This window comes from Oceanispirochaeta sp. M1, assembly GCF_003346715.1.
Taxonomy (GTDB): domain Bacteria; phylum Spirochaetota; class Spirochaetia; order DSM-2461; family DSM-2461; genus Oceanispirochaeta.
The window spans coordinates 1-19,050 of the sequence record NZ_QQPQ01000047.1 but is presented as its reverse complement, the minus strand read 5'-3'; the positions used below and the strand labels follow the sequence as shown (position 1 = coordinate 19,050).

The 19,050-nt window shown below is 44.8% G+C and carries 19 protein-coding genes; 12 read left to right on the top strand and 7 right to left on the bottom strand.

All coding sequences use genetic code 11. The features are described 5' to 3' along the window. Positions 1-51: 51 nt before the first annotated feature. On the bottom strand, positions 52-1,113 hold the full coding sequence (locus DV872_RS22305; protein WP_158547122.1) for an efflux RND transporter periplasmic adaptor subunit: 1,062 nt from the start codon (positions 1,111-1,113) through the stop codon (positions 52-54). A 207-nt stretch (positions 1,114-1,320) separates the two neighbouring features. On the opposite strand from DV872_RS22305, the gene DV872_RS22300 reads away from it, so the two are divergent. Then, positions 1,321-2,007, top strand: coding sequence for a response regulator transcription factor (locus DV872_RS22300; protein WP_114632183.1), 687 nt, complete (start codon positions 1,321-1,323; stop codon positions 2,005-2,007). Continuing rightward, positions 2,004-3,380 carry a sensor histidine kinase KdpD gene (locus DV872_RS22295; RefSeq protein ID WP_114632182.1) on the top strand — a complete coding sequence of 459 codons (1,377 nt, stop codon included), beginning with the start codon at positions 2,004-2,006 and terminating at the stop codon, positions 3,378-3,380. The genes DV872_RS22300 and DV872_RS22295 overlap by 4 nt, the downstream gene beginning before the upstream one ends. A gap of 39 nt (positions 3,381-3,419) precedes the next feature. Here the strand turns inward: DV872_RS22295 and DV872_RS22290 are convergent, their stop codons facing one another. From DV872_RS22290 to DV872_RS22265, 6 genes are all read right to left on the bottom strand, one after another. Then, complete coding sequence (locus DV872_RS22290; protein ID WP_147283244.1) at positions 3,420-4,097, bottom strand: aspartate/glutamate racemase family protein; 678 nt, start codon at positions 4,095-4,097, stop codon at positions 3,420-3,422. Positions 4,098-4,172: 75 nt separating this feature from the next. Then, positions 4,173-5,102 carry a transketolase family protein gene (locus DV872_RS22285; RefSeq protein ID WP_114632180.1) on the bottom strand — a complete coding sequence of 310 codons (930 nt, stop codon included), beginning with the start codon at positions 5,100-5,102 and terminating at the stop codon, positions 4,173-4,175. Then, complete coding sequence (locus DV872_RS22280; RefSeq protein WP_114632179.1) at positions 5,102-5,950, bottom strand: transketolase; 849 nt, start codon at positions 5,948-5,950, stop codon at positions 5,102-5,104. The genes DV872_RS22285 and DV872_RS22280 overlap by 1 nt, the downstream gene beginning before the upstream one ends. Before the next feature lie 29 nt (positions 5,951-5,979). Then, positions 5,980-6,369 carry a VOC family protein gene (locus DV872_RS22275; protein ID WP_114632178.1) on the bottom strand — a complete coding sequence of 130 codons (390 nt, stop codon included), beginning with the start codon at positions 6,367-6,369 and terminating at the stop codon, positions 5,980-5,982. Beyond that, positions 6,366-7,172: a sugar phosphate isomerase/epimerase family protein gene (locus DV872_RS22270; RefSeq protein ID WP_114632177.1), complete on the bottom strand. Its 807-nt coding sequence runs from the start codon at positions 7,170-7,172 to the stop codon at positions 6,366-6,368. The genes DV872_RS22275 and DV872_RS22270 overlap by 4 nt, the downstream gene beginning before the upstream one ends. 9 nt (positions 7,173-7,181) lie before the next feature. Next, entirely contained in the window at positions 7,182-8,165 is a 984-nt protein-coding gene (locus tag DV872_RS22265) for a PdxA family protein (protein ID WP_114632176.1), read from the bottom strand. Positions 8,166-8,486: 321 nt separating this feature from the next. Between DV872_RS22265 and DV872_RS22260 the strand changes: the two genes are divergently transcribed. The 10 genes from DV872_RS22260 (at position 8,487) to DV872_RS22215 (ending at position 18,820) form a co-directional block, all read left to right on the top strand. Next, entirely contained in the window at positions 8,487-8,939 is a 453-nt protein-coding gene (locus tag DV872_RS22260; protein ID WP_114632175.1) for a tripartite tricarboxylate transporter TctB family protein, read from the top strand. Between the two features lie 3 nt (positions 8,940-8,942). Continuing rightward, complete coding sequence (locus DV872_RS22255) at positions 8,943-10,451, top strand: tripartite tricarboxylate transporter permease (RefSeq protein ID WP_114632174.1); 1,509 nt, start codon at positions 8,943-8,945, stop codon at positions 10,449-10,451. Positions 10,452-10,476: 25 nt separating this feature from the next. Then, positions 10,477-11,958: a sulfatase gene (locus DV872_RS22250; protein WP_114632173.1), complete on the top strand. Its 1,482-nt coding sequence runs from the start codon at positions 10,477-10,479 to the stop codon at positions 11,956-11,958. A 106-nt stretch (positions 11,959-12,064) separates the two neighbouring features. Beyond that, complete coding sequence (locus DV872_RS22245; protein ID WP_114632172.1) at positions 12,065-13,009, top strand: tripartite tricarboxylate transporter substrate-binding protein; 945 nt, start codon at positions 12,065-12,067, stop codon at positions 13,007-13,009. 66 nt (positions 13,010-13,075) lie between these two features. Beyond that, positions 13,076-13,507, top strand: a complete 432-nt coding sequence (locus DV872_RS22240) for a PCC domain-containing protein (RefSeq protein WP_114632171.1) — start codon at positions 13,076-13,078, stop codon at positions 13,505-13,507. 14 nt (positions 13,508-13,521) lie between these two features. After that, entirely contained in the window at positions 13,522-14,523 is a 1,002-nt protein-coding gene (locus DV872_RS22235) for a 4-hydroxythreonine-4-phosphate dehydrogenase PdxA (RefSeq protein WP_114632170.1), read from the top strand. Between the two features lie 43 nt (positions 14,524-14,566). Next, entirely contained in the window at positions 14,567-15,202 is a 636-nt protein-coding gene (locus tag DV872_RS22230) for a GntR family transcriptional regulator (protein WP_114632169.1), read from the top strand. A gap of 176 nt (positions 15,203-15,378) precedes the next feature. Next, on the top strand, positions 15,379-16,404 hold the full coding sequence (locus DV872_RS22225) for a LacI family DNA-binding transcriptional regulator (protein WP_114632168.1): 1,026 nt from the start codon (positions 15,379-15,381) through the stop codon (positions 16,402-16,404). A gap of 5 nt (positions 16,405-16,409) precedes the next feature. Beyond that, the gene (locus DV872_RS22220) at positions 16,410-17,630 is read left to right on the top strand and encodes an AGE family epimerase/isomerase (protein ID WP_114632167.1); all 1,221 of its coding nucleotides are present in this window, start codon (positions 16,410-16,412) and stop codon (positions 17,628-17,630) included. Between the two features lie 20 nt (positions 17,631-17,650). Next, positions 17,651-18,820: a glycosidase gene (locus DV872_RS22215; RefSeq protein WP_114632166.1), complete on the top strand. Its 1,170-nt coding sequence runs from the start codon at positions 17,651-17,653 to the stop codon at positions 18,818-18,820. Positions 18,821-19,050: the final 230 nt, after the last annotated feature.

Genomic DNA, 19,050 nt, shown 5'->3' with positions numbered 1-19,050 from the left:
AGCAGAAGTCTTTCAGAAATGAGGAGAGGGATGGATATTATTGAGAATCTTTTAATTTTCCGGAATCAATGCCAGAGATTCATTTTCCTGGAGAAGATGGATAGGGCTGTTGTCATGTAAAAGTGTCAGTCCCTGAGTAATCAACTCATCCTCAGGGTTAAGACCTTCTGCAATCTGATAGTACAGACCCTGCCTCAGCCCCGGCTGAATATTAACCCTTTGGGCTGTACCATCAACATTGATAAATACATACATTCCCTGATTGTCATTCAGGATTTCCCGGCGATGAAGTACAATGGAATTGGGATTCAGACTTGTTTCAATATCGATTTCAGCAGTTATACCGCTGGGCAGAATATGATCCATGTTATCAAACAGGACATTGACTCCGAATGCCATTTTATCGGGATTCTGGGCCAGATCCACCTGAGTAACTGTTCCCTGCAGGGTATTTCCTTCCCAGCTTGCACTGACTTTCTGACCTTTGTTGATTTTTCTTATCTCATGATCCGATACCCAGACCCTGGATGAAAGACTGTCATAATTGGAAATGGAGAAAAGGGTCTGTCCCGGACTGACATTATCCGCTTCCCGAACAGCCAGTCTTGTGACATATCCGGCGATAGGGGCTTTGACTTCCACCATATCCTGAACCATAGTCCAGTTGGCAAGCTGCACTTCGTATTGGGTTTTGGCGTCATCATAATTCTGCCGGGAAATTCCGTTACTGGCATAGAGAGACTCTATGCGGTGAAAGGCCTGCTCTGCTGCATTAAATCCAGCCATGGACTGATAGTAGTTAGCCTGAGGGTTGCTTTTGGGTAGGGTAAGGATAATCTGATCCTTTTCAACAAAATCCCCTACTTCCACCAGAACATGTTCTATTGTATCTAAAAGCATGGCCGATCCGGTGGATTCCTTAATTCCTGTCAAAGTGGAGGTAAAACTCAGGTATGTTGAAAAATTTTCAGAAGCCAGAGTTCTGGACTCTACGGGGATACCCTGCTCCTTATGCAGTTCTTCAAGACTCCTTGATGCGATTTCAGTATTAGTTCCACAGCCTGTCAGAATCATCAGAGATATTAAAGTAATTCCGATTATCATCTTTTTCATATAAGACTCCTGTAATCCCCGAATTTTTAGTGAGGGGGTGATTTCTAAATCATCACTCGTTTGAATATAAGGATTTCCAGGGCTAAGGGGGATAAACAGGAAATCAACAAATCTGAACAGTCCGTTCATATTTGTTCAGATCTATGGCTAAAGCCTCACTGCCCTTGATCTGTTACAATATACATAACCAAAGCAGAGAGCAGAGAGATGAAAGGGAAAATACTGATTGTAGAAGATGAAAAGGATATTGCTGATGTAATGATCCTTTACCTGAATAAAGAGGGGGTCCAGACCTCTTGGGCCGAAACAGGTGAGAAGGCTCTGGAAATGCTTAGCAATGGGGCATTTGATCTTGTTGTCCTGGACATAAACCTGCCTGGTATAGACGGTTACCAGACCTTGAATGAATTGAGAAAATACAGCCGGGCCCCGGTCATTATTGTATCAGCCAGACAGGAAGACCTTGATCAGATCATGGGTTTCGGAGCCGGGGCGGATGATTATGTCACCAAACCCTTCAGTCCTGCTGTACTGGTTGCCCGTATAAGGGCTCATCTGCACCGCAGCAATGTAGAGGGAGAAGAGATTGATTTGTTCCGCTTCGGCTCCTGGATACTGGACCGGAGCCATCAGATCTTAAGCCGTGGAGAGGAAAAACAGAATCTCTCCCCCCGGGAGATGGATATTCTCCTTTTTCTAAGCCGGAACAGGGACAAGGCATACAGCCAGAATGAGTTATATACACAGATATGGGGTAACGATTTCGGCGATTTGAGCACCGTATCGGTCCATATTCAGCGCCTCAGGAAAAAATTGGAAGACGATCCCTCCCATCCCTTATTTATAAAGACCCGTTACGGTTATGGCTACTATTTTACCGGAGGTACAGAATGACCATTAGAGGCGCCAATATCAGTATGTACATGATCAATATTTTCTTCCCGGTGAGTATTCTTCTTACCAGTATGACCCTTTATATTACTCTCTGGCAGTTCCGCAGTGAGCTTGATACCGAGGGACTCCGAAGTAAACGCTTCATTCATGAAACCCTGCTGGATATATTGGAGACCGGGGAAGATGCGAAAGTTCCTGAATGGGTTTCGCTGGTTGTAACACAGGACGGAACTCTCCACTATCTGGAGGATGATATACGAAATGAATTGATGTCTCGAGGCCCAACAGAAACAAATAGGGAAAATGAAATAATCTGGTGGACTTCTGCATTTATTTCATATATTCCGGACCGAGCAACTGTGCTCAGCTTTAGCTACAAAGGGATACCTGGAATTTGCGTCTATCATAAGTCTATCCTTCCTCTTGCCTTTCAAATGACACAGGAACCTGTGACCATGGCGTTTGCCCTCTTAATAGCGATGATGATGTTTGTTATAGGGGCCATACTGATGAACTCCCATCACCGGAATGTAAAAGCCCTTGTTGAAGCTTCTAAAAATATAATAAACCTTGAACTGGATAAGCCCGTAAAATTCACGCGGAGAAACGAATTGGCTGCGGTATTTAATATAATCGAAGAGCTCAGGCAGGAGCTGAAAGAAACCCGTGACAGGGCTATTATAATGCTCAGTTCCCTTGCACATGATATGAAAACACCCTTGACCTCCATGAGAGTGTACCTTGAAGCCATGAATGACGGCATTATTCCTGTGTCAGATGAAGCGGGAGACGCCATTAAAAAGGCGCTGAAAAAGGGAGCAATCCTGGAAGAACGCATTGAAGATCTCCTTTATATTTTCAAGGGGATAAGCACAACCTGGATTGAAAATGAACAACTGATGGATATTAATGCATGGCTTAAGGAGATAAGCGCGCTTTTCAGAGAGGAGAGCAGCCTGAAGAGTAGACAGTACAGCGACAATATACAGATAAACGGCCCCCTTGTGATCCGGGGTGATAAAAAAATGCTGACCCGTGCCCTCCACAATATTCATGACAATGCCTGTCGTTACAGCCTTGAAGATGACAAGATACTATTCAGTGCCTTTACGGACAGTAAAAAAGGACATCTAATTCTTTTGATGGAAGATTCGGGACCTGGAGTCAAAGAAGAAGACCGGAGTAAAATCTTTGATATATTCTACAGAAATGATAACGGCCGGAACAGCCGGGGAATGGGGATCGGCCTTGCTTCCGTACGCTTTTTAATAAATGAGTACGAAGGGACAGTAAAATATAAAACTTCCCGCTGGGGGGGTGCAGGAATTGAGATTACCCTACCCCTGGCAGAGTCAGTAAATCATAAGTATTAAGGATGTTGTCATTAGTAACTGATCAGCTATCCCTGCTGTTTATCTGTATGAACTCAGAGATTCACCTAATATCTGCTCAAGATAATCCAATGACACATGAACTCTTGCCTGCTGTTCTGCAGCTAAAAGGTCGCGGACTCTTGCCATTGAGATCTGAGAGAACATCACAGCATCATGCTTTTGAAGCATAGAATCCACTTCCCGGATAACAGCCTGATCATGTTTATCTGTATCTCCCGCCTTAAGAGCGTCAAAAGCCCCGGGGCAGATATTGATTGGAATTGGTTTCATAAGACCGAGACCTTCTTCAGTCTCCTTTGCAAGAAGAGCTGCGGGGATCTCATTACTTGGATTGGTCATCAGAACAGCCGGATTCTCAGTGGTTTTGGCCACATTAATGTACATCATTTCATCCACCCGAATCACAGGGACTGTTGATTTCTCATTGACTTCCTGAACATAGGGTGACAAAGAACTGCAGGTCACAATCACAGCTTGAGCATCTCCCTTTACAGCCTGATCAACCAGAGTCTGAAGCCAGGGAACAACCAGATCGGCACTGTTTCCATCCTTCATGATTCTGTAGAGAAGAGCTTCATCAAGAGTATGAAAGAAATCATACTTATTCTTCAGGGATAAGATTGCCCCTTCCACAGCAGGAAGGACAAGGGGTGTTGTATGAATCAGGGCAATTCTGGGTAACTCATTTGATCTCATATCCGTCATTTTATCACCTTGCTGTGAATGTTTGGATGAAAAAGCGGAGAAAGCTGCTGCCCTCTCCGCCAATGATTATTTTCCGGCAGCCAGAGCTTCAGCCCTGGCTACAATAGCAGGTATGGATATACCATATTTATCTAAGAGGGCATCATAGGGTCCCGACTCTGTAAAGCAGTCTTCAACACCCACAAAGTCCATAGCCACAGGTTTATTCTTTGCAAGAAACTCGGAGACAGCACTTCCCAGTCCGCCATGCACAGAGTGCTCTTCTACTGAAAGAAAGCATCCTGTTTTTTCAACTGAGGCAAGTACGGCAGCTCCATCCATGGGTTTAATACTTCCCATATCCAGAACTTCGGCTTTAATCCCTTTTTCAGAGAGTATTTCAGCCGCCTCCAGTGCCATTTGGACTGTCACTCCACAGGCACCGATTGTAACATCCCGACCTTCTGTAAGAACTTCCGCCTTACCTATGGTCAAAGGCTTTTTATCGAGGACAGGTCCGGGATTCCGGCACATTCTTATATATACAGGACCATCCATTTTCAGAGCCTGTTCCAGAACTGCTGTTACATCATCAGCATCAGCTGGTACCAGAACGGTAAGATTAGGGAAAGCTCTCATGATTGCAATGTCCGTAATTGACTGATGGCTGGCACCGTCAAAGGAGTCGGACAGCCCGGCATATCCACCAGCGATAATGACATTCAGATTGTTGTAGCAGACCACATTTCTAATCTGGTCTGTGGCCTTAAGTGCCAGGAAAATAGCAAAGGCACTGACCACTGGGCGATAACCGCAGGTAGCCATACCGGCGGCAACATCAACCATATTGGCTTCTGCCACACCCATATTGAAAAATCGGTCGGGGTAAGCCTTACCAAAGAGACCGGTCTTGGTGCTGGAAGAGACATCTGCATCCAGTACCATTAATTTATCATTTGTTTTACCCTGCTCCACCAGTGCGGCGCCCAGGGCATCTCTCATTGCTTTCATTTCCATTATTCATCCTCCCATTTGCTAAGGACAGTTTTCAGCTGGGGAAGAGCGTCCCTAAGATGCTCATCGCTCACTGGAGCACCATGCCATGTGTGGGTGTCTTCAGTAAAATCAACACCCTTACCTTTTGTTGTGTCATAGATAATAACTGATGGGCCCTTATTCTGCTTATTCAGCCATTTAAAAGATTCTTCAATTTCAGAAATGTCATGGCCGTTATATGTATGTTTTGCCACATTCCAGTTAAAGGACTTGAACTTATCTGCCAGAGGATCCAGAGGCATAATATCTTTAGAGTGACCGTCAAGCTGAACCTTGTTATAATCCACAAGGAGAACCAGATCTTTGGGAGCAAACTTTCCGGCAGCCATAATAGCTTCCCAGGACTGTCCCTCATTCAAACATCCCTCACCGACAATCACATAGGTCCTGAAGGGATTTTCATTACGGGCTGCCATAAGGCTCATACCCAGTCCTACAGAAAGGCCGTGACCCAGTGCACCCGTAGACATTTCAACACCGGGAGTTTTATTCATACAGGGATGTCCCTGCAGTCCGCTGTTAATGTCTCTGAAAGAGCTGAGGGTTCCTTCAGCCAGATAGCCTTTTTTCTCCAGTATGGCGTAGAGCATTGGAGACGCATGGCCCTTACTTAATATCAGTCTATCCCGGTCAGGCCATTCAGGCTGTTCAGGTTTTATATTCATCTGTGAGAAGTAAAGATAGGTAAGTATTTCGGCAACCGAGGATGATCCTCCCCAATGCCCTGTTCCTTTGTCATGAAGAGTTTCGATGACATCAATCCTGAACTGCTGAGCCAGTGCCTGCAGTTCCTTATTCGTTTTCGTCATTATTTTGTTCCTTAATATTACTCCCCGGTTCAGGACCAGGGAATTTGTGTACGACATACCAGGTGAATCCAGTTTCCTTCAGGGTCCTGAAAGAAGCGAACCCTGCCGTCCTGGAAGATGGGGAAGCCCTCTTCCTTAAACACGACTCCCTTACTTTCAAGATCAGTGACAGCCTTGTCATAGTCTTCCACTGTCAGACAGAGATGCTGAGCCTTGCGGATCTGATCTTCGGGATGCCTGAATCCTTCGGGCATGGAGAAAAACTCGATGATGAAACCGCTCTTATCTTTCACAAAGACAGGGGCTTCTGCTCCGGGAGGAATAAATAGATGATCAAAGCCCAGAACATCCTTATACCAGGCAGCCAGCTCCGCCGGATTACGGCTCATGATTCCGAAGTGTTCGATGCTGTAAGTCATATAAACTTCCTTATGGTGTTGATGGCTTCTGCTGCGGCCTGATCGGGTTCGGGATAAGGGAGAATTTCCAAAGAGGCATATCCGTCAAATCCGGAAGTTTTCAGAGCCGTGATAATGCTCTGAAAATCAAGATGTCCCCGTCCGGGTGCCCAGCGGTTTGAATCTGCAAAATGGACATAAGAAATCAGGTCAGCATATTTTCCAAGAGAGCCCTCGATGGAGGGGTCTTCAATATTCATATGAAAGACATCAGGCATCATTGTAAGATTGGGATGATCCAGATTCCTGATAGCCTCGGCAGTCTCGGCGCAGCTGTTCAGAAAGTTGATCTCATAACGGTTCACCGGTTCAAGGGCGATGGTAACTCCCAGTTCTTCAGAACGTTTAAGGGCCTTAGTCATTGATTCATTGAAGTAATCCAGAGAAGGAGAACCTTCATTCAGAGTCCCCCGGAGACGACCGACGTTAATCAGGCTGCCAAGCTCTGAAGCCACTTCCATCAACCCCAGAAAATCAGCAAGGGCTTTCTCTCTTTTTTCCTTTTCAGGATGGGTGAAGTTGACTCCCGTATCAGCAAAAATCTGGCCTGTAGAAACCATGGGGATTTCGAGGCCCGTCTCTTTCATCATTCTCTTCACATTAGGAAGATCAACCTGTTTTTTATTTAACAGGGCAAGCTCGACTCCGTCGAACCCCAGCTTCGCGGCTTTATACATGCTGATTTCCAGCTTGTCTCGAAACACAACGAAGGCAGACATGAGGGCATTTTCAGGAGCCACAGCCAGTGCTAGTTTAATTGACATGATCTGCTCCTAATTACTCAGGGAACGCAGAACCACTTTCAGGGCCTCAATAAGAGCCGTTGGTCTTGCTTTTCCGGTACCGGCGATGTCAAATGCAGTACCATGGGCACATGTGGTTATGGCAATGGGCATTCCGCCATGAATGGTGACACCCTTATCAAAGCCAAGAAGCTTTGTGGCGATCTGTCCCTGGTCGTGATACATGGAAACAATGGCATCATATTCGCCGTTTTTAACTTTCAGAAAAATTGTATCTGCGGGGAAGGGACCCGAGGCATTGACTCCTGCATCCTGTGCGGCCTTAACAGCAGGTTCGATTTCATCACCCTCTTCGGTACCGAACATACCCTTCTCTCCTGCATGAGGATTAAGTGCGGCGACAGCGATTCTTCTGGAGTCGATTCCGAATCTCTTCATCTCTCCATCCAGGAAAATGATAGAATCAAAGATTCTGTCTTTCTTCACAAATTCGGGAATATCTTTTACAGCGACATGGCTTGATACACGGACTGTCCACATGGGGTCCATATAATTGATCTCACCGGTTATATCGGGGCGATTAAAGTGATCTTTGAACATATCCAGCTCACTGGGAAAGGGACATCCCCCCTTTTTCATGGCTTCCTTATTAAAGGGTGCAAAAACAAAACCATCCACCAGTTTGTCATCAATCATCTTAAGGATGCTTTTGAGAGAACTGTATACACAGGCACCGGCTTTCTCTGAGACTTCACCAAAAGGAATTGATTCTCCCCCGATAACAGGGACATTAAAAAACATCAGGTCGGCATTAGAATCTGCTATCTGATCTTCAGAAACATCCTGAACATCCATTTTAATATCACAAATATCAAGTGCACGATCAAAGCTGGGACGATCTCCCACCAGGACCAGGGCTACATCACCCCTATCCTTATATTCCTGAATACAGCGGACTGTAATCTCAGGCCCGATCCCGGCGGGATCTCCTATCATAAAGGCTATTTTCTGCATATATGGTACTCCCTTTATAAAGAGGAACTTCTTCCTCTTCGATTTTAGTTAATCTATATTGCACATTGTATACCATTTGAATCAGCTGTCAATAGTTTTTTTGGTTAAATGTCGAAACTCAGGGCTGGTATAACGAAACAACATATATTATATTGTTCTACTATATACATTTAATTAATTTATAGGATTATCATCATATTTTATTTTCCAAAATATGATAGAATTCCATTGACAGCAGAAAGATCTGTGATATCCTGAAATAGTTCATGGTGCATTGTGTACCATTTAATAAAACAATACTTTCCATATACTGGAGTTTTAATGAAAACTTTAAAAACGAACACCCGTGTGATAATCCCTGCAATAACATTTGTCCTGGGACTTGTATGGGTAATTTACGGCCTGACAAACTACGGCTGGTGGGACGAAGGGCCCGGCAGCGGATTCTTCCCATCAATCATAGGAATTCTAACTTCCGGGGTTAGCATAATTGCTTTTCTGGAAGGGAAAAAAATGGCCCCCCCCGAGTACATAAAGGCCAGTTATCTACCTTTTATAGCAGCCTTTGTAACTGTTGGATCAGCTATGATTATCGGATTCTTCCCGGCTATGTTCCTATTTCTTCAAGGCTGGCTGAAGCTGATTGAAAAATACAGCTGGAAAAAGTCACTTCCAATTTCAGTGATTACAACAGCAATCCTATACGGCGTTTTTGCCATGTGGCTGATGGTTCCCTTCCCCGAGGGACTTATCTTCAATGCGATCAGAGGTTAATTAATGGAAACACTAACTTTATTATTACAGGGCTTTGCTACTGCCCTTACTTTTCAGAACCTTCTTGCGGCTGCCGCAGGTGCCATTCTGGGACTGATTGTCGGAGCTATGCCCGGAATTGGTTCTCTGGCGGGAGTGGCTCTGCTTCTCCCTTTAACATTTAGATTCAACCCTGTAACCGGGATTATCATGTTGTCGGCTATTTACTATGCCAATATGTATGGAGGCTCCTACAGTTCCATCCTGATAAATATTCCCGGAGACGGCCCGGCGGTCATGACAGCCTTAGACGGTCATCCCATGGCTAAGAATGGTGAACCCGGCAAGGCACTGTTCACAGCGAATATATCCTCCTTTATAGGTGGAACAATCGGCATAATCATCCTGACAATTACCGGACCCGCCCTTGCAAGACTTGGTCTTAAGTTTGGTCCTGTTGAAATGGCAGCGCTCCTTATGGTCGCCATGACCTCCCTGGGCTGGCTCTTAGGAGACAATCCCACAAAGGGCGTCGTTTCTACCTTATTAGGTGTAATGATTGCAACCATCGGATTTGATATTGTTGTTGGAACTCCCCGCTACGATTTTGGATCTCTTCACCTCCTGGGCGGAATATCCTTTATCCCCCTTGTCATCGGGATGTTCGGATTCTCACAGGTCATGGAGATGATGGAACCCCGGAAAAATAGTGATTCAGTAGACATGAAACTCTCCCTGAAAGACAGCCTTCTGAATAAATCAGAAATGAAGCGTCTTCTGGGACCGGCAATCCGTTCAAGTTTCCTGGGAACTATTATCGGAATTCTTCCCGGTGCCGGTGCCACAACGGGCTCCTTCCTGGGATATATAACCGAGAAAAAGATCGGTAAGAACAGAGACAAGATGGGAACCGGAGTACTGGAAGGTGTCGCTGCCGCAGAAGCCGCCAACAACGCAGCCGCAGCCGGTGCCTTTGCCCCTCTCCTCTCACTGGGTATCCCCGGTTCAGGAACAGGTGCTGTTCTCCTGGGTGGACTTCTGATGTACGGTCTCACTCCGGGCCCCCGACTCTTTCAAAATGAGCCCGAGTTTGCATGGGGATTGATCGCCTCCCTCTATGTTGCCAATATAATTACTCTGATTGTAGCCCTGTCTATCATCCCCTTCCTTATCAAGATACTGAAGGTACCCGTGAAAATTATGGTTCCCATCATCACTGCGGTCTGTATTATGGGTGCCTACAGTGCAAGCAATTCACTCTATGGTGTAATGCTGATGCTGGCTGCCGGATTTGTAGGATTTCATCTTAAAAAGAACAATTATCCTATCGCTCCCCTTCTACTTGCCTTTGTACTGGCACCGACTCTGGAGCGTGATTTCAGAAGGTCATTTATTATATCTGACGGTAGTCCCTGGATATTCTTCCAGAAACCTATTGCCTGCGGCCTGATTATCTTTCTGCTGCTGACCATCCTTTCTCCTATTATCAGAAAAGGAATCACAACAATAAGAAAGTCAAAGTCCAAGGCATAAACAAAAATATAAGGGAGATTTCGAAATGAAGGCTGTTATGGTTATGTTTGATTCACTCAACAGGGATATGCTCTCATCCTATGGATGCGACTGGACCCTGACCCCCAACTTCAAACGCCTGAGTGAAAACACAATAACCTTTACAAACAGCTTTGCCGGAAGCCTCCCCTGTATGCCCGCCAGAAGAGAACTTCACACGGGCAGATATAATTTCCTTCACAGATGCTGGGGACCGGTGGAACCCTTTGATGATTCCATGCCCTCTATTCTGAAAGAGAACGGTGTTTACACCCATCTTGTCAGCGATCATGCCCATTACTGGGAAGATGGAGGGGCAAGCTATCACACCCGCTACAACAGCTGGGAATCCTTCAGAGGCCAGGAAGGTGATTATTGGAAGGGCGAAATTGCCGATCCGGAGATCCCCGAAGATGCGATCGGCAGAATGAAACACTCCTGGAGACAGGACTGGGTCAACAGAAAGTATATGCCTGCCGAAGAAGATATGCCTCTATACAAGTCTTTCGAGGCGGGTATGGAATTCATAGAAAAAAACAAAGAGAGTGACAACTGGTTCCTTCAGCTGGAAACTTTTGATCCCCATGAGCCTTTCTTTGTGCCCGATGACTATGCTGCTCTTTACGATGACGACTACAAAGGTCCTCATTTTGACTGGCCGGCCTACCAGGAAGCCGAAAATTATACGGATGAACAGATTGTTCATGTAAGAAAACGCTATGCCGCCCTTCTTTCCATGTGTGATGCCTATCTGGGAAAAGTCATGGATATGATGGATGAGAATAATATGTGGAATGACACCATGCTTATTGTCAACACAGATCATGGCTTCCTTCTGGGAGAGCACGGATGGTTTGGCAAGAACAGAATGCCCACATATACGGAAATTGCAAGAACTCCTTTCTTTGTCTGGGACCCCAGAACAGCAGAGAAAAACAAAGAGAACCACAACCTGGTTCAGACCATAGATATTGCCCCCACTCTTCTGGATTTCTTTAATATTGAAATACCCGGAGATATGCAGGGCTGCAGTCTTGAGAGGGTTATCAGAAATGATGAATCTGTCAGAGAGGGAGCCCTTTTCGGCCTTCATGGCGGACATATCAATTATACCGATGGACGCTATGTCTATATGAGAGCTCCTGTGAGTGCAGATGATAAGAATCTGTTTAACTACACCCTCCTGCCGACCCATATAAACAGTCTTTTTTCACCCGAAGAATTATCTGACATGACACTTGAAAAACCTCTGTCATTCAGTAAGGGATGTCAGGTACTGAAGATCAGGGCTTTAAAACCCTCACATAATACCTACCAGCATACCCTGGGTGATTATCTGTTTGATTTAGCAAATGATCCTGAGCAGAAAAAACCGATCACGGATCCAGATCTGGTGACTTCTATGAAGGAAAAAATGAGTCTTCTCATGAAAGAAGCGGATGCACCGAATGAAACGTATATCCGTTATGGACTGATGAAGCCTGAATAAAAAATGACCGGACAGAGTCTGATCTGTCACAGAACGAAGCATTTGATTCCGACCTTATGGGTCGGGAGAAGAATAGAAAAGAAAAAGCAATGAAGGAGCTTTAAAGATGAAAAAACTGTTAAGCGTATTATTGATGGTTGCCCTGGTATCAGCTGTTGTTTTCGCAGAAGGTCAGCAGGAAGCAACTGATGGTCCCTGGACTCCCACAAAAGGTGCAGAATGGGTCGTTACATCCAGTGCCGGTGGTGGTTCTTCCATTTTTACTCAGAATATCGTTGAGATCATGAAGAGTGAAGGTATTGTTGATAAGAACATTATCATCAACTATAAAACTGATGGTGGTGGTGCCGTAGGTAGAAGAGCCGTTTCCATGATGAAAAAAGAATCTCACACACTTCTTACTTTCAACTCCGGAGACCTACAGCCTATGGTACAGAGAGAAGGCGGAGATCTTGATGGTCTGACTCCTCTTGCAGTAATGGCTCTGGACGGACAGATTCTTCTTGTAAACTACGACTCTCCCTATAAGTCTATGGAAGATGTTATTGCAGCTCTTAAAAGTGGAACAAGACTTATTATCGGTGGTTCAAAGTCTGATGACGAAGCTATCTACAATGCTATGGTTTCTGAAATCGGCGGAGACATGGAATACCTTAGATCCGACTCAACTGGTGAAGCTCTTACTCAGCTCCTCGGTGGACACGTAGATATGGCAATTGCCAAACCTGCAGCCTCCTTTGACCTGGTATCCAGCGACGAACTGCTCCCCATGGTTACAGCTTCCGCTACCCGCTTCGGTGGACCCTTTGATGCACCTACTTTTGTTGAACTGGGATACGACATTGAATTCCAGATTTTCAGAGGTGTTGTAGGACCCGCTGACATGCCTGCAGCAGCAGTAGCATTCTGGTCTGACGCTCTTGCAAAAGTTGCAGCATCCGATGCATGGAAAGAAAACTATATCGACAAATTCCTGCTTGTTGGAAATCATCTCCCCGCAGCTGAAGCCAAAGTTTACATGCAGAAATTCGAAGATATGTACACTAAATAATATTTGAGTTAAGTAGTTCATACTGAAAGGGGCTCATGCGAGCCCCTTTTAAGAGAGAGTAAAACAGTGGAAAGCATTCCCTACAGCGGAACTATGGAACTTGTGTTTATCAGCCTTGAAGAGGATGATCTTCTGATGGAATCAATCCGTCAGAGCTGCAGAGAGCAGAATATACGCCATGGCATAATCCTCAGCGGCGCGGCTGCAATAAAGAAGGCAAGAGTGCACTACATTGCCCACACAACTTATCCGCCCAATGATGTGATTCATACTGTTGAGGCGCCATTCGAGATGTCTGCTATCGGGGGAATTATCGTCGACTATGAACCCCATGTTCATATAGCCCTGATGCAGGGTGAAAACGAGGCTGCCGGAGGACATCTGGAAGACGGAACAGTTGTAGCCTACAGGGGAGAGCTGGCTGTCATGAAATGTAACGACGCCCCTTTGAAAAGAGAAAAGAATGAAAAGGGTGTACCCATCCTTAGATCAATATAATTGGAGAATTCCTGATGAAAAAACCTGTTCTGGCACTATTACCAGGTGACCCCTGCGGTATAGGTCCGGAAATTACAGCCCGATACCTCAATGCAAATTCCTTCCCAGAAGGCGTCAGGATTGCAGTTATGGGAGATAGAAAGGTTCTGGACCAGGGTGCTCTTATCTGTGGAATAGATCTGGATCTTCCAGGATATGCCGATATAAAGTCTGTCCCTGAAGATCTTGATGTATTCCACATCCAGAGCCACAACGCTCCCGATGGTCTCCCTATGGGGAAACTATCTGCCGAAGCAGGATGCTATGCCTATTCCATGCTCAATGCATCACTGAAAATGGCATTGGAGGATGAAGTACAGGGTATTGTTTTTGCCCCCTTCAATAAACAAGCTCTTAAGCTTGGTGGGAATCCGGAGAAAAATGAATTAGAACTCCTAAAATCAATCTTTAACAGACCAGATATACACGGAGAGATAAATATATTAAATCAGTTCTGGACCACCAGAGTGACTTCCCATGTTCCCATCGGAGACATACCGCTCTATATGAAAAAAGAGCGTATTCTGGAGTGCATCCATTTTCTGAATAATGAAATGAAGGCCTGCGGCATAACACCCAATATTGCGGTAGCCGCACTTAATCCTCATGGAGGAGAAGGTGGACTCTGCGGCCGGGAAGAGATTGAAGCCATCGAACCAGCTGCTGAAGAAGCAAGAAAACAGGGACTCTCTGTGCTGGGCCCCTACCCGGCGGATACACTTTTCGTACGTCTGGAAAAAGAAGGGATCAACGGAGTACTGGGAATGTATCACGATCAGATTCAGATACCCAGTAAGCTGATGGGATTTGACCAGGGTGTGACTCTTATCGGCGGACTGCCTATTCCTGTTACTACATCATCCCACGGAACAGCATTTGACATTGCCGGACAGGGAAAAGCCGGTTTTACAGCCTTCAGTAACGCTGTAAATATTGCAGCAGACATCTCAAAAAAAGGAGAAAAAAACCATTACTAGGAAAGTATTTCCCTTTTAATAGTTTTTTGTATACAATAACAATATGGAACAGCTGATCACTAGAAAGAACCTTTCTGACCAAGTTCATGACCACATCAAACGTATGATTTTATCAGGAGAACTTAAGGGTGGAGAACGTGTTCCCGAAGCCTCTTTAAGCAAATTGTTTGGAGTCAGCCGCACTCCTCTTCGTGAGGCTCTTAAGAAGCTGAGCGACTACGGACTTATCTACCTTAAACCCAGAAGTTATGCCGAAGTCGTTATCATAAGTGAAGACGAAGCAAGACAGATTGCCGAAGTCAGACTTGATCTTGAAGTCCTGTCTGCCAAACTGTTCAGCCGGAATGCTTCAGTCGAAGAATTCCAGGAGATCAGAGATGTATCTGATAGATGTCTGGAACTGAATATTGAGGGCGATAAAGCTGCGTCCTTCGAAATGGACAGCCTTTTTCATCTGAAAATTGCAGAACACTGCAAAAATTACTGTCTTTTTGAAATTTTTGAAAAACTTGATGCACGGATTCAGCTCCTCAGGTTAACTCAGAATATTAATAGCACTATGCTCTCTGACTATATTAAACAGCACAGCATCCTGATTGCCGCTATGGAAAACAAAGAAGAAAACCTGATTGAGTCAATTCTTTCCACCCATATCATGCACGACTTTCATAAAGACTGACTTCTTTCTCAATGATCACCTACAAAGCCGGTTTCATTAAAAGATAGAAATCCAACAAAAGTAGCTGAATATATAACATATAAGTCAAAACGATTATATAAACTATTTACGAAACCGGTTTCTCTCATTAGAATAAACCATCTTCTGAAATCCTATATACAGGTGTATTGAACAAGATGGACAGGCAAAAACGTATCACAATAATTGAAATAGCCAAGATGGCCAAAGTTTCCAAAGCCACTGTTTCAAAGACTTTGAATAACAAGCCCGGTGTGGGTGACGATACCAGAGAAAGGATTATGGAGATTGTTGATCAGCTCGACTTTCAGCCTGATTCTGCTGCAAGAGCACTCTCAAACCAGAAAACCAGCAATATCGGTCTGGTAATTCCTCATGAAGCCGGAAGAAGCCTGAACAACGACTACTGGTCGGCAATGATATCCGCCATAGCCGACGAAGCCGCTGCGATGGAATACAATCTGATGCTATTTACTCCCAGAGAAGAGGGTGCCCTGGAAAATCTGTACAAATCGATTATCAACAGTAATAAAGTGGATGGATTGATTATAGGCTCGGAAATTATAGATAAAGATCAGATGAGTCTCCTCGACCAGACTGATATTCCCTTTATTCTGATTGGGCAGAATCCTGATTTCAAACATCATTTTGTGGATATTGATAATGCCTATGCCGGTAAGAGCATAACAGAATATATGATCAACCGGGGATATAGAAATATTGCCTTCATCAGCGGCCCGGAGAATTATTACTATAACCGCCAAAGAACCATATCTTTCAGAGAGACAATGTTTAACCACGGGCTTCATCCCTGTAATGCAGCAGCCGATGAGTTCAATACTCAAAGCATATATTCAGCAGTTGATAAAGTTCTTACAGACTGCCCCGACCTTGATGGTCTCTTTATTGGAGCAGGAGGAAACTTTCTCTACGATGTTCTTGAACGGCTGGAACAGAAGAATATCTCAGCAGCCTCTATAGGGGTTACAGTGTTTGATGATTACCGTTATCTGAACTTTATGGAACCGAAACTGACTGCCATCCGTCAGCCTACTTCATTATTGGGTAGAGAAGCGGTCAAGTCATTATTCCGTCTGATCAGCAGTGAAAATAACAGCAGCAAAAATAATATATTCAAAACAACAATAACAGAGCGCAGCAGCTGTCCTGTTATACAAAGGTAAAATGAATGGAGAAAACTGTACTTGTCAGCTTGAAGCACAAAATTGATTCAATACTTTCCAACAATACACTCCCCTTCTGGTCGGAGAAAATGATAGATAATCGGGACGGCGGTTTCTACGGTAGAATTGATAAAGACGGCAAAATTGAGGCTGATGCCCCAAAAGGAGTAATCCTCAATACAAGGTTACTCTGGTCTTTCTCGAGAGCCTATGGATATACGAAAGAACAGAAATACAAAGATCTTGCAGGGCGATCGGCTAGCTATATCAGAGAGCATTTCATAGATCCTGAGTTCGGCGGGCTGTACTGGACAGTAGACAGCAAAGGCCGCAGTACCAACAATCGTAAACAATCCTATGCCCAGGCCTTCGGCATTTATGCATTCTCCGAGTACTACAAAATATCCAATGAAGAACAGGCTAAAACAGACGCTCTCAACATCTTTGAAGCACTTGAGAAACATGCACGTGACTATGAATACGGTGGCTATGTGGAAGCACTCTCAAGAGAATGGGAGGATATGGAAGACCTACGCCTGAGTGATGTTGATCAGAATGATAAAAAGTCAAACAACACGCACCTCCATATTATGGAAGCCTACACCACTCTTCATGAAATTTGCGGATATAAAAAAACTGCTGAGGCTCTGGAATCGGTAACCCTCACTATGATGGAGAAGATATATAAGCGGGAGAAACGCAGTTTTACACTCTTCTTTACAGAAGATTGGCAGAGCCGCTCTGAAACCATGAGTTATGGACATGATATTGAAGCCTCATGGCTGGTATGGGAAGCTCTTCAGACATTGAACAACGGCGAATTAACAAAAAGATATAGAGCGGATGTACTGGAGATTGCACAAAATGCACTGGACAACTATCTGGATGGAACACTCGGCAGCGGTGGAATGAACAATGAGCTGCATGCCGACGGGACCCTGGATAGAGATAAGATATGGTGGGTACAGAATGAAGCTGTCATAGGATTCCTGAATGCCTATGAACTGAGTGGAGCAGCAGATTTTCTCTCTGCTGCTCAGAATATATGGAACTTCTGTGACAAGCACCATGTGGATCATAAAGACGGAGAATGGTGGGGCTTTGCTAAGGATGACGGAGTCACATCACAGATCAATCCATATAAAGCTGATGAATGGAAATGTCCTTACCACAATTCAAGAGCCTGTATTGAATCACTTGAACGTATAGAAAAACTGATTAAATAATCCTAGGGAAGAATAAAAGAATGAGCATATTTGAAGAACGGAAAGAAAGAATAACCACTGATTATGAAGAGCTTGTGAGCCTTCCGAACAAAGCAGTGTTCAGCACTGGGGGAGTCTATGAACGGTACGAAAATGCAGTCGTTACAGCAGCACACATCCCACCCCGGTGGCGCTATGATTACAACCCTGAGACAAATCCCTATTTTGCAGAACGCCTGGGAATCAATGCAGCGCTGAACAGCGGAGCCATCTACTTCAACAATAAATTTTATCTTATGGTCAGAATTGAAGGACATGATAGAAAGTCATTCTTCGGACTGGCCGAGAGCGACAACGGAATCGAAAACTTCCGCTTTACAGGAAGCCCTGTTGTGATTGACCAGACAGAAGATCCTGATACAAATGTCTATGATGTCCGCCTCACGGCACATGAAGACGGATGGATCTACGGCCTGTTCTGTACAGAAAGAAAAGACCCTGATGCGCCTGCCGGTGATGAGAGTTCAGCAACAGCCCAATGCGGCATTATCAGATCAAAAGACCTGGAAAACTGGGAAAGACTTCCCGATTTGAAGACGAACTCTTCACAGCAGAGAAACGTTGTTCTTCACCCCGAATTGATTGATGGTCAATATGCTTTGTATACCCGCCCGCAGGACAGTTTTATCGAAGCAGGAAGCCAGGGAGGCATCGGCTGGGGACTCTCTCCTACAATGGAAAATGCAGAAGTTAAGAGCTCTGTCATCATGGACTGCAAGGTCTACCACACAATCAATGAAGTGAAAAACGGACAGGGACCTTCTCCTATCAAAACTGAAGAGGGATGGCTCCATCTGGCACATGGTGTTAGAAACACTGCTGCGGGACTCCGCTATGTTCTTTATATGTTTTTAAGCTCTCTGGATGATCCTTCAAAGATCACTCACCGTCCCTCAGGCTACTTTATTGCCCCGGAAGGAGAAGAGAGGGTCGGAGATGTCTCCAATGTGGTTTTTTCCAACGGATGGATTCAGAAAGGGGAAGATGTATTTATCTACTACGCTTCATCAGATACACGCTGCCATGTGGCAACTACCACTATAAACCGTCTTCTGGACTATGTGAAAAATACTCCGGAAGATCCTTATACATCCAGAGGATGTGTTGATCAAAGAAGAGCACTAATAGAAGCAAATAAGGCTTATATGTAAAGTACAAATGCCGGTGGATCTTTAACTGCTTTTCTAATAGATTTAAACTTAATCGAGTAGGAGGAGGGCTCACGCCCTCCGTCCTCTCACACCACCGGGCATACGGTTCCGTACCACGGCGGTTCGTAGACCGTTACGATACAACAACAAATTGTCAACAAACGAATACAAACCAATCGCATCAAAATGCTTCTTGGGAAAAGCAAAATTCATGTGGGTTTTCCCGGAAT